Annotated in this window: 22 protein-coding genes and 1 other RNA gene; 15 read left to right on the forward strand and 8 right to left on the reverse strand. The window is 61.5% G+C overall.

Features of this window, described 5'->3' with window-relative positions; genetic code table 11:
* Positions 1 to 5: 5 nt before the first annotated feature.
* From C4J86_RS05155 to C4J86_RS05170, 4 genes are all read right to left on the reverse strand, one after another.
* The gene (locus C4J86_RS05155) at positions 6 to 1661 is read right to left on the reverse strand and encodes an intermembrane transport protein PqiB (RefSeq protein ID WP_124369679.1); all 1656 of its coding nucleotides are present in this window, start codon (positions 1659 to 1661) and stop codon (positions 6 to 8) included.
* Positions 1642 to 2286 (reverse strand): paraquat-inducible protein A, encoded by a 645-nt coding sequence (locus tag C4J86_RS05160; RefSeq protein ID WP_124365867.1) that lies wholly within the window; start codon positions 2284 to 2286, stop codon positions 1642 to 1644. Before C4J86_RS05160 ends, C4J86_RS05155 begins: the two co-directional genes overlap by 20 nt.
* Positions 2283 to 2873: a paraquat-inducible protein A gene (locus C4J86_RS05165; RefSeq protein ID WP_124361347.1), complete on the reverse strand. Its 591-nt coding sequence runs from the start codon at positions 2871 to 2873 to the stop codon at positions 2283 to 2285. Before C4J86_RS05165 ends, C4J86_RS05160 begins: the two co-directional genes overlap by 4 nt.
* 132 nt (positions 2874 to 3005) lie before the next feature.
* Positions 3006 to 4217, reverse strand: a complete 1212-nt coding sequence (locus tag C4J86_RS05170; RefSeq protein ID WP_124369680.1) for an MFS transporter — start codon at positions 4215 to 4217, stop codon at positions 3006 to 3008.
* Between the two features lie 473 nt (positions 4218 to 4690).
* On the opposite strand from C4J86_RS05170, the gene C4J86_RS05175 reads away from it, so the two are divergent.
* Positions 4691 to 5464, forward strand: coding sequence for an OmpA family protein (locus tag C4J86_RS05175; protein ID WP_057724610.1), 774 nt, complete (start codon positions 4691 to 4693; stop codon positions 5462 to 5464).
* A gap of 66 nt (positions 5465 to 5530) precedes the next feature.
* Here C4J86_RS05175 and C4J86_RS05180 read toward each other — a convergent pair whose 3' ends face one another.
* The 4 genes from C4J86_RS05180 to C4J86_RS05195 form a co-directional block, all read right to left on the reverse strand.
* On the reverse strand, positions 5531 to 6112 hold the full coding sequence (locus tag C4J86_RS05180) for a BON domain-containing protein (protein WP_124361348.1): 582 nt from the start codon (positions 6110 to 6112) through the stop codon (positions 5531 to 5533).
* Complete coding sequence (locus tag C4J86_RS05185; RefSeq protein ID WP_024073509.1) at positions 6109 to 6702, reverse strand: phosphoheptose isomerase; 594 nt, start codon at positions 6700 to 6702, stop codon at positions 6109 to 6111. Before C4J86_RS05185 ends, C4J86_RS05180 begins: the two co-directional genes overlap by 4 nt.
* Before the next feature lie 92 nt (positions 6703 to 6794).
* Positions 6795 to 7166, reverse strand: coding sequence for a YraN family protein (locus C4J86_RS05190; protein ID WP_124369681.1), 372 nt, complete (start codon positions 7164 to 7166; stop codon positions 6795 to 6797).
* Positions 7166 to 8977, reverse strand: coding sequence for a penicillin-binding protein activator (locus C4J86_RS05195; protein WP_124369682.1), 1812 nt, complete (start codon positions 8975 to 8977; stop codon positions 7166 to 7168). The genes C4J86_RS05190 and C4J86_RS05195 overlap by 1 nt, the downstream gene beginning before the upstream one ends.
* A 176-nt stretch (positions 8978 to 9153) precedes the next feature.
* Between C4J86_RS05195 and rsmI the strand changes: the two genes are divergently transcribed.
* The 14 genes from rsmI to C4J86_RS05265 all read left to right on the forward strand — a co-directional run bounded on the left by rsmI (position 9154) and on the right by C4J86_RS05265 (position 24244).
* Positions 9154 to 10059: a 16S rRNA (cytidine(1402)-2'-O)-methyltransferase gene (gene rsmI, locus C4J86_RS05200; RefSeq protein WP_164485229.1), complete on the forward strand. Its 906-nt coding sequence runs from the start codon at positions 9154 to 9156 to the stop codon at positions 10057 to 10059.
* A 96-nt stretch (positions 10060 to 10155) separates the two neighbouring features.
* An RNA gene (gene rnpB / locus C4J86_RS05205) (RNase P RNA component class A) lies at positions 10156 to 10509 on the forward strand.
* Positions 10510 to 10865: 356 nt separating this feature from the next.
* Positions 10866 to 11321 (forward strand): division/cell wall cluster transcriptional repressor MraZ, encoded by a 456-nt coding sequence (mraZ, locus tag C4J86_RS05210; RefSeq protein ID WP_004371993.1) that lies wholly within the window; start codon positions 10866 to 10868, stop codon positions 11319 to 11321.
* Positions 11318 to 12265: a 16S rRNA (cytosine(1402)-N(4))-methyltransferase RsmH gene (gene rsmH, locus C4J86_RS05215; protein WP_164487763.1), complete on the forward strand. Its 948-nt coding sequence runs from the start codon at positions 11318 to 11320 to the stop codon at positions 12263 to 12265. Before mraZ ends, rsmH begins: the two co-directional genes overlap by 4 nt.
* Positions 12262 to 12555 carry a cell division protein FtsL gene (ftsL, locus tag C4J86_RS05220; RefSeq protein WP_124361353.1) on the forward strand — a complete coding sequence of 98 codons (294 nt, stop codon included), beginning with the start codon at positions 12262 to 12264 and terminating at the stop codon, positions 12553 to 12555. The genes rsmH and ftsL overlap by 4 nt, the downstream gene beginning before the upstream one ends.
* Positions 12555 to 14297, forward strand: a complete 1743-nt coding sequence (locus C4J86_RS05225) for a penicillin-binding protein 2 (protein WP_164485282.1) — start codon at positions 12555 to 12557, stop codon at positions 14295 to 14297. The genes ftsL and C4J86_RS05225 overlap by 1 nt, the downstream gene beginning before the upstream one ends.
* The gene (locus tag C4J86_RS05230) at positions 14297 to 15760 is read left to right on the forward strand and encodes a UDP-N-acetylmuramoyl-L-alanyl-D-glutamate--2,6-diaminopimelate ligase (protein WP_124365873.1); all 1464 of its coding nucleotides are present in this window, start codon (positions 14297 to 14299) and stop codon (positions 15758 to 15760) included. Before C4J86_RS05225 ends, C4J86_RS05230 begins: the two co-directional genes overlap by 1 nt.
* Positions 15753 to 17123, forward strand: coding sequence for a UDP-N-acetylmuramoyl-tripeptide--D-alanyl-D-alanine ligase (gene murF / locus C4J86_RS05235; RefSeq protein WP_124369684.1), 1371 nt, complete (start codon positions 15753 to 15755; stop codon positions 17121 to 17123). Before C4J86_RS05230 ends, murF begins: the two co-directional genes overlap by 8 nt.
* Positions 17123 to 18205, forward strand: coding sequence for a phospho-N-acetylmuramoyl-pentapeptide-transferase (gene mraY, locus C4J86_RS05240; protein ID WP_124369685.1), 1083 nt, complete (start codon positions 17123 to 17125; stop codon positions 18203 to 18205). The genes murF and mraY overlap by 1 nt, the downstream gene beginning before the upstream one ends.
* Before the next feature lie 6 nt (positions 18206 to 18211).
* A complete protein-coding gene (gene murD, locus C4J86_RS05245) occupies positions 18212 to 19558 on the forward strand; it encodes a UDP-N-acetylmuramoyl-L-alanine--D-glutamate ligase (RefSeq protein ID WP_124369686.1) in 1347 nt (448 codons plus the stop codon).
* Positions 19555 to 20778, forward strand: a complete 1224-nt coding sequence (ftsW, locus tag C4J86_RS05250; RefSeq protein WP_124365876.1) for a putative lipid II flippase FtsW — start codon at positions 19555 to 19557, stop codon at positions 20776 to 20778. Before murD ends, ftsW begins: the two co-directional genes overlap by 4 nt.
* A complete protein-coding gene (gene murG, locus C4J86_RS05255; protein ID WP_124365877.1) occupies positions 20768 to 21838 on the forward strand; it encodes an undecaprenyldiphospho-muramoylpentapeptide beta-N-acetylglucosaminyltransferase in 1071 nt (356 codons plus the stop codon). The genes ftsW and murG overlap by 11 nt, the downstream gene beginning before the upstream one ends.
* A complete protein-coding gene (gene murC / locus C4J86_RS05260; protein ID WP_124369687.1) occupies positions 21831 to 23291 on the forward strand; it encodes a UDP-N-acetylmuramate--L-alanine ligase in 1461 nt (486 codons plus the stop codon). Before murG ends, murC begins: the two co-directional genes overlap by 8 nt.
* Positions 23288 to 24244, forward strand: a complete 957-nt coding sequence (locus C4J86_RS05265; RefSeq protein ID WP_124369688.1) for a D-alanine--D-alanine ligase — start codon at positions 23288 to 23290, stop codon at positions 24242 to 24244. Before murC ends, C4J86_RS05265 begins: the two co-directional genes overlap by 4 nt.

The raw sequence follows: 24244 nt of genomic DNA on the forward strand, positions 1-24244 counted from the left end.
AATGGTCATTTGCGGGGTGGCCCTTGCAGGTCCAGGGGCGCGGCATTATCGGCGCGACCGCGAATCAGCGACTCCGGATGCCGGCCCAAGTAATCCGAGAGTTCGCGCAGGGAGCGCGACATGCGCGCCAGTTCATCCAGGGTCTGGGTCAGTTGTTCGCGCTGCGGCGAGTCTTCGGCCAGGGTGGAACTGGCCGACTGCAGGGTCTTGCTCACGTCGCCCAGGGTCGTCTGCACACCGGGCAGGGTCTTTGCATTGAATTGCGCCAAGCCCTTGCGCAGCTCGACCAGGCTGGCATCGAGATTGCCGGCGATACGCTCGACCGGCAGTTGGCTGATCTTGTTGACGATGCCTTCGAATTTCTCTTGCAGTTGTTCCAGGTTGCCGGGAAGGGTGGGGATGCCCACGGGGCGCTGGTTCGGGTCAAACGCGACTTTCTCGGCCTTGGGGTAGAAGTCCAGGGCGATGTACAGCTGGCCGGTCAGCAGGTTGCCGCTGCGCGCCTGGGCGCGCAGGCCGTTTTCGATGAAGCTGCCGATCAGGCGTACGCCGGCCGCTTCATCGTCAGGGTTATTGTTCATCGCCTTGAGCAGCTTGGTGTGCGCCTGGCCGAGCAATTGCGGGTAGATCACGATGCCGACGTTGACCGGGAAGCTGCGCTTTTTGGCATCGAAATCCAGGTTGATCGAGACCACTTTGCCAAACTCGACGCCGAGGAATTCCACCGGTGCATCGACCTTCAGCCCGCGCAGGGCCTGATCGAAGCGCAGCACCATGTACTGCCCCTTGCCATTGGGCGGGGCGAGGGCGCTTTGCTGGTCTTCGAACAGTTCAAAGTTGCGGTTTTCCTCGGCGGGCTTGTCGTTGGGGTTGTAGGGCGGTGCCTGGAAGGAGACGCCGCCCATCAACATGGACGACAACGATTCGGTCTTCAGCGCGAAGCCATTGGCGCCGACGCTGAGGTCGACACCGCTGGCGTTCCAGAAGCGCGTGTTCTCGGTGACATACGCGTCATTGGGCGCATGCACGAACACCTCGATATTCACGCCCTTGCCCTCGCTGTCCAATTCATAGGCAACAACCTGGCCGACCGGGATCTTGCGGTAATAGACCGGCGAACCGATATCCAGCGACCCCAGGCCCTGGGTATGCAGGGTGAAGCGTTTGCCTGGCTCGCCGTAGGTGATGGGCGGCGGGTTTTCCAGGCCTTTGAACTGTTTGGCGCGGGTGTCGGACTGGCCGATATCGGCACCGATGTAGTCGCCGGAGAGCAAGGTGTCGATGCCGGACACACCGCCGGCGCCGATGCGCGGGCGCACCACCCAGAACTTTGAGTCTTCGCGGGTGAAGCTCTCCGCCTGCTTGGCCAGCTCGACGGTGGCGTTGACGCTTTTCTGGTCATCGCTCAAGGCAACGCCTGTGACCTGGCCGATGACCACGTTGCGGTACTTGACCTCGGTCTTGTTGGCGACCAGCCCGCTGCCGGTCTTGAAGTTGAGGGTGATGGTCGGGCCCTGTTGCAGCACGCTATGGACCACCAGGGAGATACCCACCAGCACGGCGACAATCGGCACGATCCAAACCAGCGAAACGCTGAAGCGACGCGTCTTGATTACGGGTGTTCCCGCAGGGGTGTCAGCATCAGCCTTGGATGAGCTCATCCGAGGTCTCCTCATTGTGTGGATTTTCCCAGATCAGCCGGGGATCGAAACTCATGGCCGCGAGCATCGTGAACACGACCACCAGACCAAAAAACAGAATGCCCAGGCGCGGCTCGATGTCGCCCAGGGCCTGGAACTTCACCAGCGCGGCCACCAGTGCCACCACGATCACATCCAGCATCGACCAATAGCCGATCAGCTCGATAAACCGGAACAGCTTCGAGCGCTCCTTGCGCGCCCACTGGCTATTGCGCTGCACCGTGATCAGCAGCAGCCCCAGGGATACGAACTTGATGCCCGGCACGGCAATGCTGGCGATGAAAATGATCAGCGCAATGTCCCAGGCGCCATGCTGCCAGAATTCCAGCACGCCGCTCATGATAGTGCTGTCCGCCCCGGAGCCGAGCATGGTGGTGTTCATCACCGGCAATATGTTCGCCGGCACATAGAATGCCAGTGCGGTGAGCAGGTAGGCCCAGGTGCGTGTCAGGGACTGAACCTTGCGCCGGTGCAACGGGGCGCCGCAGCGCTCACACTCGGTGGGTTCGCTGCGCATGTCGCACGGCTGGCCGCAGGTGTGGCACAGGCACAGGTTGAGTTCGCGGGCGGTGGGCGGTGAATTCATAGGGTGTCCCACAGGTCACGCACATCGCGCCCGGCGATGCGGATCAGCAAAAGGCTGAGGGCGGCCAGCGCGAACAGGCCGATGCCGGGTATCACATCGAGCATGCCGGCCAGCTTGAAGACCGCCACCATCGCGCCCAACAGGCACACCTCCAGCATGCTCCAGGGCCTGAGGGCTTCCAGCCAGCGCATGCACAGCTTGAAGGCCGGTGAGCGCCTGCCGGAGAGGGCAAAACTCAACACCCAGATCAGCAGCAGTAGCTGAAACACTGGCGCGATGATCATGGAAATCGCTGCCACCAAAGCGATGAATGTGATCGGCCCCTGGCTCAGGGCAACCACTGAATCCCAGAGTGTGGCGCTGTTCTTCAGGCCCTGCAGGCTGATGCTCATCACCGGATAAAAATTGGCGAACGCCCACAGCACCGCAGCGGTGAGCGTCAACGCGAGACGCTGTTGCACCGACAGGCCATTGTAGCGCTGCAGTACCCCGGCGCAGCGTACGCACAGGGCTTTCTGATGTTTGGCGAGCGTGACTTTCTGGTACACGCAGTCGCAGTGTTCGCAGATGATCTGTTGATTCGCCATAGGGCCGCTCCAAAAGCGACTGGCCAGGGTGCTGGCCGTTGCCGGAGAGCCAATCGCGTTTGCGTAGCTTAGCAGCCGATGCCACCGTTTTACCTATTACTCGGCATCCTCTCCTTTCTAAGGCATTGACGGTTACGCTGTTGCGCCGAGCATTGTGCGTCGCCATATCAGACGCGCCAACGTGATCGACCAGTTGCACAAGGCAACAACCAGGATGATAGAGAGCAACGTCGACATGCCATGGTTGACGATTATTTGACCGGCCAACAACGGAAAGCCGAACACGCCGACAAAGTAGGAAAGACTGAATAAAACCAATGATTGCGCGGTCTGGCCCGCGGGAGCTTCATTGGCTGCCAGCCCGTTTATTACAGAGTAAGTCAGCCCGTAACCTACCCCGAGCACAATGGCGGCCAGCAAATACGCCGCCGAAGAGTGTACGAAGAAGGTGAACATCAATACCGAAATCACCATCAGCGCACTTAACAGGCTCGACATCAGGTAGGGATCGCGCTTGACGATATACCCCGCGACCAGCAGGCGACAGGAGATCGCCGCGCTCATGAAACCCAGGAAAAACAGGGAATAATCGAGATGGTTAAGTGCGGCATAGGAGGTTTGGAAGCTCGAAAGCCCGCCGAAGATTGCGCCGCCGAGGCCGACCATGATGATGGCAAATACCGCCTTGGAACCAAGCACCGCCTGTGCTGCCCGGGCGCTGATCTTGCACACTGTCACCGGCCCAAGACGTGCTTGCTGCTGCTTGATGTTTGGGGCGAGCAGGAAAAACAATGCCCCTCCAGCCAGGCTGGCAATGGCGGCGACGATAAATGCGGACTCCACCGAATGGCCCAGCGCCTCGGCGGCTCGCCCTACCAGCGGCCCCGTGCCGATACCACTCATCATACTGCCCGATAGCAACGCAAAATACTTCACGCGCCGGGCGGGCTCTATGATCATCGCCACAATGATCGGCCCAAGGGTGTAGAAAACGCCCCATCCAAACCCCAGGATCAAGCCGCTGGCCAGCAGTGCCACGCCGAAAGCTGGCACGGTCGCGAAGCCCAGGCAAGCCGCTGCCAGCAGCACAGCACCCGCTGCGATGGCTCTGGGAGCACCGATCAGATCGGTCAAGTGGCCTGAAAATATGACTGCCAGGAACGTGCTGAGCATCGCAACCGAGATAATCGTACCGGCGTCGGACTCACTGCCGCCGCTGTCCCGCAGCTTCATGGCCAATAAGAACGTAGTGCCGTAGGACAGGGATAGTAGATAGCTGCCCAGGCAAAACAGGCCGAATAGCCCGTTGCCAGTTGCGTGGCTCGCGGACGATGGTGAAGACATGGGTTCTTTCCTTGTGGAATCGACAGTCTGATAGCCAGAGGGATATTAATCAGCGGCGCGTTCTAGTGCGGCGGTCACCCGATCGATATCTTCGTTTCGGATCGTCGACATTTGCGTACGTCTTTTTGAAGCTCGATATCTATAGCAGACCATTAACGACAAACGTCATAGATTCAAAGTTTATGGACTGAACATTAACCCTTCTTAAACATACGGCGGGCTCGATCAGTTCTGGTGTTTATGTGCCAAGCGATTGCCGGCTGGCAGTAGCGTCTAACAAGCGTTGCAACAAAACCCCAGCTCGTGTTCAGCCGGTGTCTGCTACGGTCTACGTAGCGCCCAGAGTGGCTGGCTTTTTTATCCTGCAAGGGCCGCGCTCACGGAATTTTTACCGCTTGCCATGTTCCAAACCCGGCACAGGTCCGTTGCCCATGTCCTCTGCATCACAGAATGCAAAAGTAGGAGCTTCCTTCATGTTCACTCCGCGTCGTCTGCTTGTTGTCGCCACCGCCGTAGCCCTGTTGTCCGGCTGCGCTTCACCCAACCCTTATGACGGCAGCCAGGGACAGGCCGGCAATGGTTCCGAAAGCGGCATGAGCAAGACCGCCAAGTACGGCGGCCTCGGCGCGCTGGCCGGGGCATTGGCCGGTGCGGCCATCGACCACAACAACCGTGGCAAGGGCGCGCTGATCGGTGCAGTCGTTGCGGGGGCCGGCGCCGCCGGCTATGGCTACTACGCCGACCAGCAAGAGAAAAAACTGCGCGAAAGCATGGCCAATACCGGGGTTGAAGTGCAGCGCCAGGGTGACCAGATCAAGCTGATCATGCCCGGCAATATCACCTTCGCCACCAACTCCGACGCCATCTCCAGCAGCTTCTACCAGCCGCTGAACAACCTGGCCAACTCCCTCAAGCAGTTCAACCAGAACACCATCCAGATCGTCGGCTACACCGACAGCACCGGCAGCCGTCAGTTGAACATGGACCTTTCCCAGCGCCGTGCACAGAGCGTGGCCAACTACCTGACCTCTCAGGGCGTCAGTGCCGCCAACCTGAGCGCACGCGGCGCCGGCCCGGATAATCCGATCGCCAGTAACGCTGACGTCAACGGCCGTGCCCAAAACCGTCGCGTAGAAGTGAACCTCGGCCCGATCCCCGGCCAGCAGTACGGCCAGCCGGGCGCCCAGCAACAGGCGCCACAACAGAACAACCAGTTCCAGGGCAACCCGTACTCGCAATACCAGTAAACACCGCCACAAAAAAGGGCGCCGTGCATTGACTGCACGGCGCCCTTTTTTTGGCTTTCGGTTACATCAGTCGATGTATTCGAACACCTTGACGATTTTCTGCACACCGGACACACCCTGTACCAGGTTGGCCGCGCGAGTGGCTTCCGCCTGGGTCAACAGGCCCATCATGTAGACGATACCGTTGTCGGTGACGATCTTGATGCGCGAGCCCGGAACGGCGCTGTCGGTGAGCATCTGCGCCTTGATCTTGGTGGTCAGCAAGGCATCGTTGCTGATGGCCAGCAGCGTGATCGGGTCCATGACCTGCAGTTCGTTGTGCACCTTCTTGACCCGTTGCACCGCCGAGGCGGCCTGTTCAGCCTGGGCCTTGAGTTCGGCGCGCGGGGTTTGTCCGGCCAGCAGCACGACGCCGTTGAAGCTGGTGACCACAATGCGTGACGCGCCATTGCCCAGGTCCGTAGCCGCTTTGGCGACGTTGACCTTGACCTTGGTTTCAATCAGCGAGTCGTCGATGGTGCTGCCGAAGGTACGTGTGCCCCGGTCATCCTGGATGGGGGTGTCCCGTGTAGCGGTGATTGCCGTACTGCAGCCGCTGATGGCGAGGCACAGCGTGATGGCCAAAAGGCTGAGGCGATTAACGGTCATTCTTCACTCCCGAACAGTTGGCTGTCGATCAGATCGCACAGGCAGTGGATCGCCAGCAGGTGGACTTCTTGAATGCGTGCAGTGACAGTGGCCGGAACGCGAATCTCCACGTCCTCAGGCAGCAGCAACGAGGCCATGCCGCCGCCGTCGCGCCCGGTCAATGCTACGACAATCATTTCGCGATCATGTGCGGCCTGGATCGCTTGAATGATGTTCGCCGAGTTGCCACTGGTGGAAATCGCCAGCAACACATCGCCCGGCTGCCCGAGGGCGCGGATCTGTTTGGAGAAGATTTCGTTGTAGCTGTAGTCGTTGGCGATCGAGGTGATGGTCGACGAATCGGTGGTCAGGGCGATCGCCGGCAGGCTCGGGCGCTCGCGCTCAAAGCGGTTGAGCAGCTCGGAGGAGAAATGCTGGGCGTCACCGGCCGAGCCGCCGTTACCGCACGAAAGCATTTTGCCTTCGTTGAGCAAGGCGTTGACCATGACCTGACTGGCTTGCTCGATGTGCGGTGCAAGTACGTCCATCGCCTGTTGCTTGGTGTCGATGCTGGCCTGGAAAAGCTGGCGAATTCGGGATTGCATGTCCATCTGTGTGACCTTAATGAGCGCGGCTGTTTGGCACAGAAATGTGCAGCCCGCAAAGCAAAGAGCAAAAGTGTGGGGTGAAGGTGCCGGGTGAGTCAGCTGTCGAAGGCATCTTTGAGCCAATTCAGGTCAGTTGGGCCCGACGGTGTGCTTTCCATGGCAACCACATCGAAACGGCAGGGGCTATCGGCCCAGCGATGCTCTTTCTGCAGGAAAAACTGCGCGGCGAGTATCAGCTTTTGACGCTTGCGCCCATCGATACTGGCGAGCGCGCCACCCCATTGTGCGTGTTTTCTGTAGCGGACTTCGACGAATACTACTGTATCGCCGTCAAGCATGACCAGATCAAGCTCACCGCGTTTACATAACCAGTTCTGCGCCAGAAGGCGCAGACCCTGTTGTTGCAGATAGTTCAGCGCGTAGCGTTCGGCATCCTTGCCGCTTTGTGCGCTGGACGGTTCGGGCATCAGCGCGGGGTATCCGGCAGGCGTTGGATCTCGCCACCCACGAACTTCGCCCACGGCATCTGGCGGTCAACGCGCTGGTTGGCGCTGATGCCCAGGTTACCGGAGAGGCCGTCGACACGGGTGTCCGGCAACGCCTTGAGCTGGCCCAGGCGTGGCGCCAGGCGATAGGCATCGACGCCCATCGCATACAGGCGACCCAGGCTGCCATTGGCCTGCGGCCATTGTGCGGCGACCTGGTTGCGCAACGGGTCGGTGGTGTTGAGCAACCAAGGGGTTTCGCAGAACATCACGTTGGTCATGTCCAGGTACTGGTTGCGGTCGCCACTGGCGCTGAAGACGTGGGACGTCGCGTAGACGGGCACATCACCGGCGTACTGGAAGTTCAGGGTCGGCTTGATCTGCTGGGCCAGTTGCGGGGTGACGGCCAGGAAGATGAACTCGATGTCCTGGCGACGCGAAGGCTGGGCGGCAACGTCAGTGCCGACGGTGTCTTGCAGGCTCTTGGCGCGGCCTTCGCTTTTGCGCAGTTGGAACAGGTCGGCGATCTGCTGGGCCAGGGCCACAGGCTGGTCGACATACTCGACGCCCATGACGGTGCCGCCGTTGGCTTCCCAATCCTGGCGGAAGGCCTTGTAGACACGCTCGCCCCATTCGCCACGGGGCACCATGGCGGCGGCGCGATGCAGGCCGTCGGCACGGGCGCGGCGCGACACTTCACGGGCTTCGTCTTCAGCGGCCAGGCCGAACTGGAACAACTGCGCCGGGGCTTGATCGCCTTCGCTGTAGTTCAGCGCCAGGGTGGTGATCGGCAATTGCGGGCGTGCACTGAGCTGTTTGACCAGTGGTTTTTCCAGCGGGCCAACCACCAGCTGCACGCCGGCGGCCTGGGCCTTGGCGTAGAAGTCGTCGATGGAGGTCAGGCGCGAGCTGTCGTAGAACTCAATCACCGGCGGCTTTTGCCCGGCCTGTTCGGCCTGGTAGTGAGCGGCCATGAAGCCTTCACGCAATGCCTTGCCGACCGACGCCAAGGCGCCTTCCTGCGGCAGCAGCAGGGCGATCTTGGTCAGAGGCTGGCTGGCCAGTTCCTTGAGTTTGGTCAAGGGCGTTGGCAATTGCACGGCCGCCGGATGGCCCGGGTTGCGTGCGCGCCAGGTGTCGATGGCGGTTTGTTGCTGCTCCAGCGTGCCGGCGCCCTTGACCGCCTGGGCCAGGGTGATCCAGCCGTCCAGCGTCGGGTTGCCGGTGGCTTGCAGCTGCTCGGCGGGCAGAGCGGCAATCAACACCCAGATCGCTTCGTGGTTGCTGTTGGCGGCGTCACCGGTGAGCAGCGGCGCCATGGCGACACGCTCCCGCGCTGCCGCCAGGGTCTGGCCGTCGGCTTCATAAGCACGGGCATGCACGGTGCCGGTGCGCACTTGTTGATCGACCGGCAGCTCCTTCAGGCTTTGCAGGCTGGGGTGGTTCAGCGCCGTCAATGCCGCCTTGGGCTGGTTGCGGGTCATCGCCAGCTCGGCGGCCAGGGTGCTGGCAAACACTTGCGCGGCTGGCCTCAGGACATCCAGAGGCACCTGCGCAAGAATCTGCGAGGAACGGCCGGGGTTGTTCTGCTGGTAGGCCAGGTCAGCCGCACTCAGGCGCAGCAATGCGGCCTTTTCTGGCGTCTTGGCGGCCGTGGCCTGTTCGAGCAGTTGCTCGATACTGGCGTCGGGCGTGCGTGGTAGGTCGCCAAGGCTGGACGAGGGCGAGCTGGCGCAAGCGGCCAGCAAGGCAGCGAGGCAGAGGGCGGAGAGCAGCCGCAGGCAAGCGATCATGTAAGTGTTCCTGATACCGATCAAATTAGCGTGGAAGTGTACCCAAGCACTGGCCCAGGCGCGATGTTCGTGGCGTGAAACCGTGGATTTAGGTCGTGCAATTGTTGCGTTTTACTAACAATGGCTGAAACGACATCCGCCGTGACGGCATATTTTCAGCGCGTTGACGCGCTACAATGTGGCTTTTGCCAACCATCGAGGTGTGCGTTTTGACTGCTCCAGGTCCTTTGAATTCCACTGCAGGCTCGCTTTTTGTCGTGGCGACGCCCATTGGCAACCTGGACGACATCAGTGCCCGGGCATTGAAAGTGTTGCGCGAGGTTAAATTGATCGCGGCGGAAGACACGCGACACTCCCAACGGTTGATGCAGCATTTTGGAATCCCCACGCCTCTGGCGGCTTGCCATGAACACAACGAACGCGAGGAGGGCAGCCGTTTTATCACCCGTTTGCTGGCAGGGGATGATGTTGCGCTGATCTCCGATGCGGGCACGCCGCTGATTTCCGACCCGGGCTACCATCTGGTCCGCCAGGCGCGCGCCGCTGGTATCAATGTAGTGCCTGTTCCAGGCGCGTGCGCGCTGATTGCAGCATTATCTGCAGCGGGCTTGCCGTCGGACCGCTTTATCTTCGAAGGCTTTCTGCCCGCCAAGACGGTAGGGCGTCGCGCGCGTCTGCAGGCGCTGAAGGAAGAGCCGCGCACCTTGATTTTCTACGAAGCCCCGCACCGCATCCTTGAGTGCCTGCAGGACATGGAGCTGGTGTTCGGCGGCGCGCGCCTGGCGCTGCTGGCTCGCGAGTTGACCAAGACCTTTGAAACCCTCAAGGGCCTGCCGCTGGAAGAGCTGCGCGGGTTTGTCGAAGGCGACAGCAATCAGCAGCGCGGAGAGTGCGTGGTGCTGGTGGCCGGCTGGACGGCTCCAGAGGATGAAGATGCAGTCGGTAGCGAAGCCATGCGCATCCTCGATTTGCTGCTCAAGGAGATGCCGCTCAAGCGGGCTGCCGCCCTCGCCGCAGAAATTACCGGGGTACGCAAGAATGTGTTGTATCAGGCGGCGCTGGATAAACAGAAAGCCGAATAGTTCCGGGGCCGGGCCGGTGTTTCGTCCGATGGTGATGGCAATGCTGCACTTTTAATACTTGTCCTGAGGCCGTCGTGCCGTTAACCTGCGCGGCGGAGAGTCGATTGGACAGTCGCTGCCCTCTATGAAAATTAGGGGGGGGAGGAAAGTCCGGGCTCCATAGGGCGAAGTGCCAGGTAATGCCTGGGAGGCGTGAGCCTACGGAAAGTGCCACAGAAAATAACCGCCTAAGCACTTCGGTGCCGGTAAGGGTGAAAAGGTGCGGTAAGAGCGCACCGCACGACTGGCAACAGTTCGTGGCTAGGTAAACCCCACTTGGAGCAAGACCAAATAGGGTCCCAAGGCGTGGCCCGCGCTGGGACCGGGTAGGTTGCTAAAGATGTCCAGTGATGGCCATCGTAGACGAATGACTGTTCAAGACAGAACCCGGCTTACAGATCGACTCTCCACCTTTTTTCCTTCTGCCTGAACCTCGGGCAGAAAACCCGGTAGTAACGCAAGAATCCCTCCCTGCCAAATCATTGGCAGATGCGTCTTCGTAATACCAAAAAAATCTTACTCTTAATAAATTACTTTAACTCTGAGCCATAGCGCTTTGAGTTATTTGTGCTTGTTGAGTCAAAAACCACGCTGAACTCGGGTTTCTCCTCCCGTTACGCTCGTAAATCTCCGTTCTGTAAGGCTTTTCCTTGTATCCGCGCCTTGACGGTGTGGTGGGCGCATTCCTATAGTGTGCGCAAGTGGCGGAAAGTGGCACAAAGTGGGTTTTTTGAACGTAAAACGCTAAAAATTGGAGAAACGCACCTGTGTTTCGCGGAGCTAACGCTATCAGTCTCGATGCAAAAGGCCGTCTCGCCATGCCGAGCCGGTATCGTGACGAGCTCATTTCGCGAAGTTCGGGGCAGTTAATCATCACGATTGACGCGGTTGACCCTTGTTTGTGTGTTTACCCCCTCGATGAGTGGGAGTTGATCGAAACCAAATTGCGCGCGCTGCCTTCATTGCGTGAAGAAAACCGCCGCCTGCAGCGTTTGCTGATCGGTAATGCCGTCGACCTTGAACTCGATGGCAGCGGTCGTTTCCTGGTGCCGCCGCGTTTGCGCGAATACGCCAGGCTCGACAAGCGCGCAATGCTGGTAGGCCAACTGAACAAGTTCCAATTGTGGGACGAAGATGCCTGGGATGCTGTTTCTGCAGCTGACCTGGCTGCTATTCAACAACCGGGCGCCATGCCTGATGAACTGCGTGATTTGATCCTGTGACTATTGATAGCGGCTTTAACCACATCACCGTACTGCTTGACGAAGCCGTTGAGGCTCTCGCCGTACGCGCGGATGGCTGCTATTTGGATGGCACCTTCGGCAGGGGCGGGCACAGTCGGTTGATACTCAGCCAGCTCGGGCCCAACGGTAAACTCCTCGGGTTCGACAAAGACCCTCAAGCGATTGCCACCGGGCAAGCGCTAGCGGCCGAAGACGGCCGCTTTGTCGTTGTGCAGCGCAGCTTTGCCGAGCTGGGCGCCGAAGTCGCCGAGCGCGGCATGGCGGGCAAGGTGGCTGGGATTCTGCTCGATCTCGGCGTGTCTTCGCCGCAGCTCGATGACCCGGAGCGCGGCTTCAGCTTCATGAACGATGGCCCCCTCGACATGCGCATGGACCCTACCCGTGGCGTCAGCGCCGCGCAGTTCATCGCCACCGCGCCGGTGGAAAAAATTGCCCGGGTGTTCAAGGAGTACGGCGAAGAACGCTTCGCCGGTCGCATGGCTCGCGCCGTGGTCGAGCGCCGCGAAATCCAGCCGTTCGAACGCACCGCTGACCTGGCCGAAGTGCTGAAGGTCGCCAACCCGGCATGGGAGAAGGGCAAGAACCCGGCGACCCGTGCGTTCCAGGGCCTGCGCATTCACGTCAACAACGAATTGGGCGATCTGGAGGCTGGCCTCGAGGCTGCCCTGGACGCGTTGGAAGTGGGCGGTCGCCTGGTGGTGATCAGTTTCCATTCCCTGGAAGACCGTATCGTCAAACTGTTCATGCGGCGTCTGGTCAAGGGAGAGTCCGACAACCTGCCGCGCAATCTGCCGGTGCGTTTCGAAGCCTTTGTGCCGAAAATCAAAATCCATGGCAAAGCGCAGTTCGCCTCCGAAGCCGAACTCAAGGCCAACCCACGTTCGCGCAGCGCCGTCATGCGCGTCGCGGAGAAGTTGCGGTGAGCAAGCTTTTCGCCAAACCCCTGCCGGGCGGCAGCTTCTTTATGTTGCTGCTGTTTATCGGCGTGCTGGTGTCCGCGATTGCGGTGTCCTACAGCGCGCACTGGAATCGTCAATTGCTCAATACCCTCTATGGGGAGTTGAGCGTGCGCGACAAGGCGCAGGCGGAATGGGGCCGGTTGATCCTGGAGCAGAGCACGTGGACGGCCCATAGCCGCATCGAAGTGCTGGCCACCGAACAACTGAAAATGCACATTCCGGGCGCGGCCGACGTACGCATGGTGGCGCCATGATGAAACTTGAAGGCGCACTCTATCCATGGCGCTTCCGCCTGATGCTCGGCTTGCTGGCATTGATGGTGGGTGCGATCGTCTGGCGGATCTTCGACCTGCAGGTCGTCGACCGTGACTTCCTGATCGGCCAGGGCGATGCCCGTAGCCTGCGGCATATTCCGATTCCTGCGCACCGCGGCCTGATTACCGACCGCAACGGCGAGCCTCTGGCCGTGAGTACCCCGGTCACCACCCTGTGGGCCAACGCCAAGGAACTGCAGGTGGCCAAGGACAAGTGGCCCGAACTCGCCGCCGCCCTGGGGCAAGACCGCAAAGCGCTGACCGAACGCCTGGAAGCCCAGGCCAATAAAGAATTTATCTATCTGGTTCGCGGGCTCACCCCGGAACAGGGCCAGCAAGTGCTCGACCTGAAAATTCCGGGTGTCTATGGCATCGAGGAATTTCGTCGTTTCTATCCGGCCGGTGAAACCACCGCGCACATGGTCGGCTTTACCGATATCGACGACCATGGCCGCGAAGGTGTCGAGCTGGCCTATGACGAGTGGCTGGCCGGCGTTCCCGGCAAGCGCCAGGTCATCAAGGACCGGCGCGGCAGGCTGATCAAGGATGTTCAGGTCACCAAGAACGCCAAGGCCGGCAAGCCCTTGGCGTTGTCGATTGACTTGCGCCTGCAGTACCTGGCCAACCGCGAACTGCGTAACGCGATCATCGAAAACGGCGCCAAAGCCGGCAGCCTGGTGATCATGGACGTGAAGACCGGCGAGATTCTCGCCATGGTCAACCAGCCGACCTACAACCCGAACAACCGTCGCAACCTGCAGCCGGCGATGATGCGCAACCGCGCAATGATCGACGTGTTCGAGCCGGGTTCGACCATGAAAGCCATCTCCATGAGTGCCGCCCTGGAAACCGGACGCTGGAAGCCCAGCGACAAGGTCGAGGTGTATCCAGGCACTTTGCAGTTGGGCAAGTACACCATCCGCGACGTGTCGCGCACCGAGGGCCCGGTGCTGGATCTGACCGGCATCCTGATCAACTCCAGTAACGTAGGGATGAGCAAGGTCGCCTTCGATATCGGCGGCGAAACCATCTATCACCTGGCGCAAAAAATCGGCCTGGGCCAGCCTACCGGGCTCGATTTCCCAGGTGAGCGCGTCGGCAACCTGCCGAACTACCGCGACTGGAAAAAGGCCGAGACCGCCACGCTGTCGTACGGCTACGGCCTGTCGGTGACTGCGATCCAACTGGCCCACGCTTTCTCGGTATTGGCGAATAATGGCCGAATGGTTCCACTGAGCCTGATCCATGTGGACGAAGCGCCGAAAGCCACCCAGGTGATCCCGGAAAAAGTCGCCAAGACCATGCAAGGCATGCTGCAACAAGTAATCGAGGCGCCGCGTGGCGTATTCCGCGCCCAGGTGCCGGCCTATCACGTGGCCGGCAAGTCCGGTACCGCGCGTAAAACCTCGGTGGGCACCAAGGGTTATGCGGAAAATTCCTACCGTTCATTGTTCGCCGGTTTTGGCCCGATGAGCGACCCGCGCTACGCCATCGTCGTAGTGATCGATGAACCGAGCAAGGCCGGTTACTTCGGTGGCCTGGTCTCGGCGCCAGTGTTCAGCAAAGTGATGTCCGGCACCCTGCGCCTGATGAACATCACGCCGGACAATCTTGCGCCAACCCAGCAAGCGAACGCCGCACCCCCGGCCGCTGCTGTAAAAGCCAATGGAGGGCGCGGCTGATGTCTCTTAGCCTGAACAAGATTTTTGCCCACGCCGGCCGCGATCTGCTGATTCGCGAGTTGAGCCTGGACAGCCGCAACGTGCGCGCCGGTGACCTGTTCCTGGCCGTGCCCGGTGGCAAGTTCGATGGCCGTGCGCATATTGCCGACGCCCTGCAACGTGGTGCTGCCGCTGTTGCTTATGAAGTGGAAGGCGCTACTGTGCTGCCGATCACCGATGTGCCGTTGATTCCAGTCAAGGGCTTGGCCGCGCAGTTGTCCGATATTGCCGGGCGCTTCTACGGTGAGCCGAGCCGCCACCTGAACCTGGTGGGCGTGACCGGCACCAACGGCAAGACCAGCGTGACTCAATTGGTCGCCCAGGCCCTGGACCTGCTGGGTCAGCACTGCGGCATCGTCGGTACCCTGGGCACCGGCTTCTATGGTGCGCTGCAAAGCGGCCTGCACACCACGCCGAACCCGATTGCCGTGCAGGCGACCCTGGCCGACCTGAAAAAAGCCGGCGCCAAGGCGGTGGCCATGGAAGTGTCGTCCCATGGTCTCGACCAGGGCCGTGTCACGGCCCTGGCGTTTGACGTGGCGGTGATGACCAACCTGTCCCGCGACCACCTCGATTACCACGGCACCATGGACGCGTACGCAGCGGCCAAGGCCAAGCTGTTCGCCTGGAATCACCTGAAGTGCCGGGTAGTGAACCTGGATGATGCCTTCGGCCGACAACTGGCAGCTCAAGACAGCGAAGCGCGCTTGATCAGCTATAGCCTGGAAGACACCCGTGCGTACCTGTACTGCCGCGAAGCCCAGTTCAGCGACGAAGGCGTGCGCGCCACCCTGGTAACGCCACAAGGCGAGCACCATTTGCGCAGCACGCTGCTCGGGCGTTTCAACCTGAGCAACGTATTGGCAGCCATCGGCGCCTTGCTCGGCCTGGATTACGCCCTCGACGAAATTCTGAAAGTACTGCCCAAACTGGAAGGCCCGGCCGGCCGTATGCAGCGCCTGGGCGGCGGTACGCAACCGTTGGTGGTGGTCGATTATGCCCACACCCCTGATGCACTGGAAAAAGTCCTGCTGGCCCTGCGCCCGCACGCCAAGGGCAAGCTGTTGTGCCTGTTCGGCTGCGGCGGCGACCGTGATCGCGGCAAGCGTCCGTTGATGGCCGAGATCGTCGAGCGCCTGGCCGATGGCGTGCTGGTGACCGACGACAATCCGCGCAGCGAAGACCCCAGCCGGATTTTCGACGATATACGCGAAGGCTTCAAAGACACTGCCAGCGTCACGTTCGTGGCGGGTCGCGGCGCAGCCATTGCCCAATTGATCGCCAGTGCCAGCGCGGATGACGTGGTGGTGCTGGCCGGCAAGGGGCATGAGGATTACCAGGAAATCAATGGCGAGCGCCATGCCTTCTCCGATCTGGTCGAGGCGGGTCACGCCCTGACCGCTTGGGAGGTCGCCCATGCTTAAGCCGATGACCTTCAGCGAACTGACTCAGGCGTTGTCGGCCCGTGTGCTGTCGAGCGATTGCACGTTCGACGGCGTCAGTATCGACAGTCGCAACATCCAGCCCGGCCAGCTGTTCATCGCACTCACAGGCCCGCGGTTTGACGGTCACGACTACCTGAACGACGTCGCCGCCAAAGGCGCCGTGGGTGCCCTGGTGCAACGTGAAGTGGCGCACGCGACGTTGCCGCAGTTGCTGGTCGCCGATACCCGCTTGGCCTTGGGCCAACTGGGCGCGCTGAACCGTGCCGCGTTCGACAAGCCGGTTGCCGCGATCACCGGCTCCAGTGGCAAGACCACCGTCAAGGAACTGTTGGCCGGCGTACTGCGCACGCGCGGGCCGGTACTCGCCACCCGTGGCAATCTGAACAATGATTTCGGCGCACCGCTGACCCTGCTCGAACTGGCCCCGGAACACACGGCGGCAGTCATCGAGCTGGGCGCTTCCCGCGTCGGCGAGATTGCCTACACCGTGGCGCTGACCAAGCCCCATGTCGCGGTTATCAACAATGCCGGTACTGCCCACGTCGGTGAATTCGGTGGCCCGGAAAAGATCGTCGAAGCCAAGGGTGAAATTCTCGAAGGCCTCGACGCTTCGGGCACCGCTGTACTGAATCTTGACGACAAGGCTTTCGAGACCTGGCGCGTACGCGCGGCCGGTCGCAAGGTGCTGACCTTTGCGGTGCACAACGCCGCAGCCGATTTTCATGCCAGCGACATCACCGTTGATGCGCGTGGTTGCCCGTCCTTCACCTTGCACACGCCGCAAGGCAGTGAACACGTGCAACTGAACCTGCTGGGCAACCATAACGTCGCCAACGCCTTGGCCGCTGCCGCTGCCGCCCACGCCTTGGGTGTGTCGTTGTTCGGCATCGCCACAGGCTTGGGCGCCGTGCAGCCGGTCAAAGGACGCACCGTTGCGCAATTGGCCGCCAACGGCATGCGCGTGATCGATGACACTTACAACGCCAACCCGTCTTCCGTTAACGCCGCCGTGGATCTGCTCAAAGGCTTTGATGGCCGCAAGGTGCTGGTACTCGGCGACATCGGCGAATTGGGCGACTGGGCTGAACAAGGGCACCGCGAAGTCGGCGCCTATGCCGCCGATAAAGTCGACGCGTTCTACGCCGTCGGCCCGAACATGGCGCACGCGGTAAACGCCTTCGGCCCCGGTGCGCGGCACTTTGCGACCCAGGGCGAATTGATCCAGGCGTTGGCTGCGGCTGAACACGACACACACACAACCATTTTGATCAAGGGATCGCGCAGCGCGGTGATGGAAAACGTCGTCGCAGCCTTGTGTGGCTCAAGTACGGAGAAACATTAATGCTGCTGCTGCTGGCTGAGTATCTGCAACAGTTCCACAAAGGCTTCGCGGTCTTTCAGTACCTGACCCTGCGCGGGATCCTGGGTGTGCTGACCGCGCTGTGTTTGTCGCTGTTTCTGGGGCCGTGGATGATCCGCACCCTGCAGAACCTGCAAATTGGTCAATCGGTTCGCAATGACGGCCCGCAGTCGCACCTGTCCAAGTCCGGCACCCCGACCATGGGCGGTGCGTTGATCCTGTCGTCCATCGGCGTCAGCACCGTGCTCTGGGCTGACCTGCACAACCGCTACGTGTGGGTGGTGCTGCTGGTGACCCTGCTGTTCGGCGCCATCGGCTGGGTGGACGATTACCGTAAAGTGATCGAGAAGAATTCCAAGGGGCTGCCGAGCCGCTGGAAGTACTTCTGGCAGTCGGTGTTCGGCCTTGGGGCGGCGATTTTCCTGTACACCACCGCGCCAAGCGCCGTGGAAACCACCTTGATCATTCCGATGCTCAAGGACGTCAGCATTCCACTGGGCATCGGTTTCGTGGTGCTGACCTATTTCGTGATCGTCGGCTCCAGCAATGCGGTGAACCTGACTGATGGCCTCGACGGCCTGGCCATCATGCCGACGGTAATGGTCGGCGGCGCCCTCGGCATTTTCTGCTACCTCTCGGGTAACGTGAAGTTCGCCGAGTACCTGCTGATTCCCTACGTACCGGGTGCGGGTGAGCTGATCGTGTTCTGCGGCGCGCTGATCGGCGCCGGCCTGGGCTTCCTGTGGTTCAACACCTACCCGGCACAAGTGTTCATGGGCGACGTCGGCGCACTGGCGCTGGGCGCGGCGCTGGGCACTATTGCGGTGATAGTGCGCCAGGAAATCGTGCTGTTCATCATGGGCGGTGTGTTCGTGATGGAAACCCTGTCGGTGGTCATCCAGGTGGCTTCCTTCAAATTGACCGGGCGCCGTGTATTTCGCATGGCGCCGATTCACCACCACTTTGAACTCAAGGGCTGGCCCGAGCCACGCGTGATCGTCCGTTTCTGGATCATCACCGTGATTCTGGTACTGGTCGGCCTTGCCACCCTGAAACTGAGGTAGAAACGAGTGTCCCTGATCGCTTCAGACCACTTCCGCATCGTTGTCGGCCTCGGCAAGAGCGGCATGTCCCTGGTTCGCTTTCTGGCGAACCGGGGCACGTCGTTTGCCGTGGCCGACACGCGGGAAAATCCACCGGAGCTGGTCACGCTGCGCCGTGACTATCCGCACGTGGAAGTGCGTTGTGGCGAACTGGATGTCGAATTTCTGTGCCGTGCCGATGAGCTTTACGTGAGCCCCGGCCTGGCGTTGGCCACGCCGGCGCTGCAAGCGGCAGCGGCGCGTGGCGTGAAGCTGTCCGGCGATATCGACCTGTTTGCGCGTCACGCCAAGGCGCCGATCGTGGCCATCAGCGGTTCCAACGCGAAAAGCACCGTGACCACCCTGGTCGGTGAAATGGCGAAGGCTGCCGGCAAGCGCGTGGCGGTGGGCGGCAACCTTGGAGTGCCGGCACTGGACCTGCTCAGCGACGACGTCGAGTTGTACGTGATGGAATTGTCGAGCTTCCAGTTGGAAACCACCCATGATCTCGGCGCCGAAGTGGCGACCGTGTTGAACGTCAGCGAAGACCATATGGACCGCTACAGCGGCCTGCCGGCCTATCACCTGGCCAAGCATCGTATCTTCCGGGGCGCCAAGCAGTTTGTGGTCAACCGCCAGGATGCCTTGAGCCGTCCACTGATAGGCGAAGGCATGCCTTGCTGGACCTTTGGTCTGAGCAAGCCTGATTTCAAGGCCTTCGGTATCCGCGAAGAGAACGGCGAGAAATACCTGGCCTTTGAATTCCAGAACCTGATGCCGGTGCGCGAGTTGAAAATCCGTGGCGCCCATAACCAGTCCAACGCTCTGGCGGCCTTGGCGCTCGGCCACGCGGTGGGCCTGCCCTTCGACGCCATGCTCGCCAGCCTGCGCACCTTCGCCGGCCTTGAACATCGCTGCCAGTGGGTGCGCGACCTCGACGGCGTCAGCTATTACAACGACTCCAAAGCCACCAACGTCGGCGCTGCCCTGGCGGCCATCGAAGGCCTGGGTGCCGATATCGACGGCAAGCTGGTGCTGATCGCCGGTGGCGACGGCAAGGGCGCCGACTTCAAGGACCTTAAAGTGCCGGTCGCTGCGCATTGCCGCGCGGTGGTGCTGATGGGCCGTGATTCGGACCTGATCGCCGCAGCCCTGGGCGACGCGGTGCCGCATGTGCGCGCCACTACCCTGGACGACGCGATTGCCCAGTGCAAAGCCCTGGCCCAGCCGGGTGATGCGGTGCTGCTGTCGCCGGCCTGCGCCAGTTTCGACATGTTCAAGAACTATGAAGAGCGCGGCCAGCTGTTCGCCCGCGCCGTGGAGGCTTTGGCATGAGCCTCAACCTGAAAAACATCATCAAGCCGTACCCGTCGCCGATCATTACCGGGCGCGGCATCGACCTGGATTTCCCGATGCTCGCCGGTTGCCTGGCGCTGCTCGGCCTGGGCCTGGTGATGATCACCTCGGCGTCCTCCGAAGTGGCCGCGGTGCAGTCGGGCAACACCCTGTACATGATGATCCGTCACCTGGTGTACCTGGTGATCGGCCTCGGCGCGTGCATCGTCACCATGATGATCCCGATCGCCACGTGGCAGCGCCTGGGTTGGCTGATGCTGATCGGGGCGTTTGGTTTGCTGGTGATGGTGATCCTGCCCGGCATCGGCCGCGAGGTGAACGGTTCGATGCGCTGGATCGGCTTCGGTGCCTTCAACGTGCAACCCTCGGAAATCGCCAAGGTGTTCGTGGTGATCTACCTGGCCGGCTACCTGGTGCGCCGTCAGAAAGAAGTGCGCGAAAGCTGGATGGGCTTTTTCAAGCCATTCATCGTGCTGCTGCCCATGGCCGGCCTGCTGCTGATGGAGCCCGACTTCGGCGCCACCGTGGTGATGATGGGTGCCGCCGCCGCGATGCTGTTCCTGGGCGGCGTCGGCCTGTTCCGCTTCACCTTGATGGTGGTGCTGGCGGTCGCGGCCGTGACGGTGCTGGTGCAGGCGCAACCCTACCGGATGGCCCGTCTGATTACCTTTACCGACCCCTGGTCCGACCAGTTCGGTTCCGGCTACCAGTTGACCCAGGCGCTGATTGCCTTCGGTCGCGGCGAGTGGCTGGGCGTGGGCCTGGGCAACAGTGTGCAGAAGCAGTTCTACCTGCCCGAAGCGCACACCGACTTCGTGTTCTCGGTACTGGCCGAGGAACTGGGCGTGGTCGGTTCGCTGTGCACCGTCGCGTTGTTCGTGTTCGTGTGTGTACGCGGCATGTACATCGGCTTGTGGGCCGAGAGGGCCAAACAGTATTTCGCCGCTTATGTGGCGTACGGCTTGTCGTTCCTGTGGATCGGCCAGTTCCTGATCAATATCGGCGTGAACGTCGGGCTGCTGCCGACCAAGGGCCTGACCTTGCCGTTCCTCAGTTACGGCGGCAGTTCGTTGGTGATTTGCTGCGCCTGCCTTGGCTTGTTGTTGCGCATCGAGTGGGAGAGTCGCACTCACCTGGGCAGCGAAGAGATGGAGTTCAGCGAAAGCGACTTCGCCGAGGAGCCGACCCATGGGCGCTAACGTGCTGATCATGGCGGGCGGCACCGGGGGCCATGTGTTCCCGGCCCTGGCTTGCGCGCGCGAATTCCAGAACCGTGGCTACAGCGTGCACTGGTTGGGAACGCCGCGTGGCATCGAGAACGAGCTGGTGCCGAACGCCGGCTTGCCGCTGCACCTGATCAACGTCACGGGCTTGCGGGGCAAGGGCAAATTGTCGCTGCTCAAGGCGCCGTTCGTGTTGCTCAAGGCGGTATGGCAGGCACGCCAGGTCATCCGTGAGTTGCAGCCTGTGTGTGTGCTCGGCTTTGGCGGTTATGTGACCGGGCCCGGTGGCGTGGCGGCAAAACTCGCCGGCGTACCGGTGATCGTGCATGAACAGAACGCCGTCGCCGGTACCGCCAACCGTTTACTGGTGCCACTGGCCGCGCGGGTGTGTGAAGCGTTCCCGAATACCTTCAGCGCGTCGAGCAAGCGCCGTACCACCGGCAACCCGGTGCGCACCGAGCTGTTCATGGACATCGCCCGCCAAGCGCTGGTCGGACGCAAGGCGCACCTGCTGATCCTCGGCGGAAGCCTGGGCGCCGAGCCGCTGAACAAATTGCTGCCGGAGGCGCTGGCGCAACTCCCTGTGGAATTGCGGCCTGAGATCTTCCACCAAGCCGGCAAGCACCACGATGAAGTCACCGCCACGCGCTATCGCGAGGCCGGTGTCGAGGCGACTGTGCAGCCCTTCATCAAAGACATGGCCCACGCCTATGGCTGGGCCGACCTGGTGGTCTGTCGCGCTGGTGCGCTGACCGTCAGTGAACTGGCCGCCGCCGGTCTGCCGTCGTTGCTGGTGCCTCTGCCCCACGCAATCGACGATCACCAGACCCGCAACGCCGAATATTTGGCCGGGGAGGGCGCTGCCTTCCTGCTGCCGCAAAGAACGACTGGCGCCGCCGATTTGGCCGCACGCCTGACCGAGGTTTTGATGCAACCGGAACGACTCAACAGCATGGCGAGCACCGCAAGCCGCCTGGCCAAACCTGACGCAACCCGCACCGTGGTCGATATCTGCCTGGAGGTGGCCCATGGTTGAGAATCAGAAAGCCATGCCACAACCGGAAATGCGCCGCATCCGTCGCATCCACTTCGTCGGTATCGGCGGCGTGGGCATGTGCGGGATTGCCGAAGTATTGCTGAACCTGGGCTATCAGGTGTCCGGCTCTGACTTGAAAGAGTCGCCGGTCACCGAGCGCCTGAAGTCCTTTGGCGCGCAGATCTTCATCGGCCACCGCGCCGAAAACGCCGCCGAGGCGGATGTGCTGGTGGTGTCCAGCGCTGTGAACACGTCCAACCCGGAAGTGGCCACCGCCCTCGAGCGCCGCATCCCGGTGGTGCCGCGTGCCGAGATGCTCGCCGAGCTGATGCGTTACCGCCACGGCATCGCCGTCGCCGGTACCCACGGCAAGACCACCACTACCAGCCTGATCGCCTCGGTGTTCGCCGCCGGTGGCCTGGACCCGACCTTCGTCATCGGTGGCCGCCTGAATGCAGCCGGCACCAATGCCCAGCTCGGCACCAGCCGCTACCTGATCGCCGAAGCCGATGAAAGCGACGCGAGCTTCCTGCACCTGCAACCGCTGGTCGCCGTCGTCACCAACATCGACGAAGACCACATGGCAACCTACGACGGTGACTTCAACAAATTGAAGAAAACCTTCGTCGACTTCCTGCACAACCTGCCGTTCTACGGGTTGGCCGTGGTGTGCCTGGACGATCCGGTGGTGCGCGAGATTCTGCCGCAGGTCAAGCGTCCTACCGTGACCTACGGCTTCAGCGAAGACGCCGACGTGCGCGCGATCAATGTGCGCCAGGAAGGCATGCAGACCTTCTTCACCGTGCTGCGCCCCGACCGCGAGCCGCTGGATGTGTCGGTCAACATGCCGGGCAACCACAACGTACTGAACTCCCTGGCGACCATCTGCATCGCAACCGACGAAGGCGTCAGCGATGAAGCCATCGTCGAAGGCCTGTCGCGCTTTGCCGGTGTCGGCCGCCGCTTCCAGGTCTACGGCCAGCTGCCGGTTGAAGGCGGTGAGGTGATGCTGGTGGATGACTACGGTCACCACCCGACCGAAGTCGCCGCCGTGATCAAGGCCGTGCGCGGTGGCTGGCCGGAGCGTCGCCTGGTGATGGTCTACCAGCCGCACCGCTACAGCCGCACCCGTGACCTGTACGACGACTTCGTCAATGTATTGGCCGATGCCAACGTGCTCTTGCTGATGGAGGTGTACCCGGCCGGTGAAGAACCGATTCCGGGCGCCGACAGCCGCAAGCTGTGCAACAGCATCCGTCAGCGTGGGCAGTTGGACCCGATCTACATTGAGCGGGGCGTCGACCTTGCGCCGATCGTCAAGCCGCTGCTGCGCGCCGGCGACATCCTGCTGTGCCAGGGTGCCGGTGATATCGGTGGCCTCGCGCCCAAATTGCTGGCCAGTCCATTGTTCGTAAAAGAAGCGCTTGCGGCCGAAAAGGGGAAGTCGAAATGATCACTGACTACGCCTCCCTGTTCTCCACTGTCGCGCCTGCCGACTTCGGCCGCGTTGCCGTGCTGTTCGGCGGCAAGAGCGCCGAGCGCGAAGTGTCGCTCAAGTCTGGCAATGCGGTGCTTGAAGCGCTGCAAAGCGCCGGTGTGAACGCCTTCGGTATCGACGTGGGCGATGATTTCCTCGCCCGCCTGCAGGCCGAAAAGATCGACCGCGCCTTCATCATTCTTCACGGCCGTGGCGGTGAAGACGGCAGCATGCAGGGCCTGCTCGAGTGCGCCGGCATCCCCTATACCGGCAGCGGCATCCTGGCTTCAGCGCTGGCGATGGACAAGTTGCGCACCAAGCAGGTGTGGCACAGCCTGGGCATTCCCACACCACGTCACGCCGTGTTGCGCAGCGAGGAAGATTGTATTTGCGCAGCCAAGGAACTGGGCCTGCCTTTGATCGTCAAACCTGCCCATGAAGGCTCCAGTATCGGCATGGCCAAAGTGAACTCGGCCGCTGAATTGATCGACGCATGGAAAGCGGCAAGTACCTACGATTCGCAAGTGTTGGTGGAACAGTGGATCCAGGGTCCCGAGTACACCATCGCCACCCTGCGTGGCCAGGTATTGCCGCCTATCGCATTGGGCACGCCCCACACTTTTTACGATTACGACGCCAAGTACGTGGCTTCCGATACCCAGTACCGGATTCCATGCGGCCTTGACGCAACCAGGGAACAGCAATTGATGGACCTCACGGCGCAAGCCTGTGAGGCGCTGGGTATCGCCGGTTGGGGGCGGGCAGACGTGATGCAGGATGACCAAGGGAATTTCTGGTTCCTGGAAGTCAACACCGCACCCGGGATGACCGACCACAGCCTGGTCCCTATGGCCGCCCGTGCCGCCGGCCTGGATTTCCAGCAGTTGGTGCTGGCGATCCTGGCCGACAGCATTGAGCCAAGAGGCTAA

The sequence above is a fragment of the Pseudomonas sp. R2-7-07 genome, from assembly GCF_003852355.1.
GTDB lineage: Bacteria > Pseudomonadota > Gammaproteobacteria > Pseudomonadales > Pseudomonadaceae > Aquipseudomonas.

Coding starts and splice junctions, on each gene's coding strand:
- C4J86_RS05155 (WP_124369679.1), bottom strand. CDS start 1,661: ATGAGCTCATCCAAGGCTGATGCTGACACCCCTGCGGGAACACCCGTA.
- C4J86_RS05160 (WP_124365867.1), bottom strand. CDS start 2,286: ATGAATTCACCGCCCACCGCCCGCGAACTCAACCTGTGCCTGTGCCAC.
- C4J86_RS05165 (WP_124361347.1), bottom strand. CDS start 2,873: ATGGCGAATCAACAGATCATCTGCGAACACTGCGACTGCGTGTACCAG.
- C4J86_RS05170 (WP_124369680.1), bottom strand. CDS start 4,217: ATGTCTTCACCATCGTCCGCGAGCCACGCAACTGGCAACGGGCTATTC.
- C4J86_RS05175 (WP_057724610.1), top strand. CDS start 4,691: ATGTTCACTCCGCGTCGTCTGCTTGTTGTCGCCACCGCCGTAGCCCTG.
- C4J86_RS05180 (WP_124361348.1), bottom strand. CDS start 6,112: ATGACCGTTAATCGCCTCAGCCTTTTGGCCATCACGCTGTGCCTCGCC.
- C4J86_RS05185 (WP_024073509.1), bottom strand. CDS start 6,702: ATGGACATGCAATCCCGAATTCGCCAGCTTTTCCAGGCCAGCATCGAC.
- C4J86_RS05190 (WP_124369681.1), bottom strand. CDS start 7,166: ATGCCCGAACCGTCCAGCGCACAAAGCGGCAAGGATGCCGAACGCTAC.
- C4J86_RS05195 (WP_124369682.1), bottom strand. CDS start 8,977: ATGATCGCTTGCCTGCGGCTGCTCTCCGCCCTCTGCCTCGCTGCCTTG.
- rsmI (WP_164485229.1), top strand. CDS start 9,154: ATGTGGCTTTTGCCAACCATCGAGGTGTGCGTTTTGACTGCTCCAGGT.
- C4J86_RS05225 (WP_164485282.1), top strand. CDS start 12,555: ATGAAACTTGAAGGCGCACTCTATCCATGGCGCTTCCGCCTGATGCTC.
- C4J86_RS05230 (WP_124365873.1), top strand. CDS start 14,297: ATGTCTCTTAGCCTGAACAAGATTTTTGCCCACGCCGGCCGCGATCTG.
- murF (WP_124369684.1), top strand. CDS start 15,753: ATGCTTAAGCCGATGACCTTCAGCGAACTGACTCAGGCGTTGTCGGCC.
- mraY (WP_124369685.1), top strand. CDS start 17,123: ATGCTGCTGCTGCTGGCTGAGTATCTGCAACAGTTCCACAAAGGCTTC.
- ftsW (WP_124365876.1), top strand. CDS start 19,555: ATGAGCCTCAACCTGAAAAACATCATCAAGCCGTACCCGTCGCCGATC.
- murG (WP_124365877.1), top strand. CDS start 20,768: ATGGGCGCTAACGTGCTGATCATGGCGGGCGGCACCGGGGGCCATGTG.
- murC (WP_124369687.1), top strand. CDS start 21,831: ATGGTTGAGAATCAGAAAGCCATGCCACAACCGGAAATGCGCCGCATC.
- C4J86_RS05265 (WP_124369688.1), top strand. CDS start 23,288: ATGATCACTGACTACGCCTCCCTGTTCTCCACTGTCGCGCCTGCCGAC.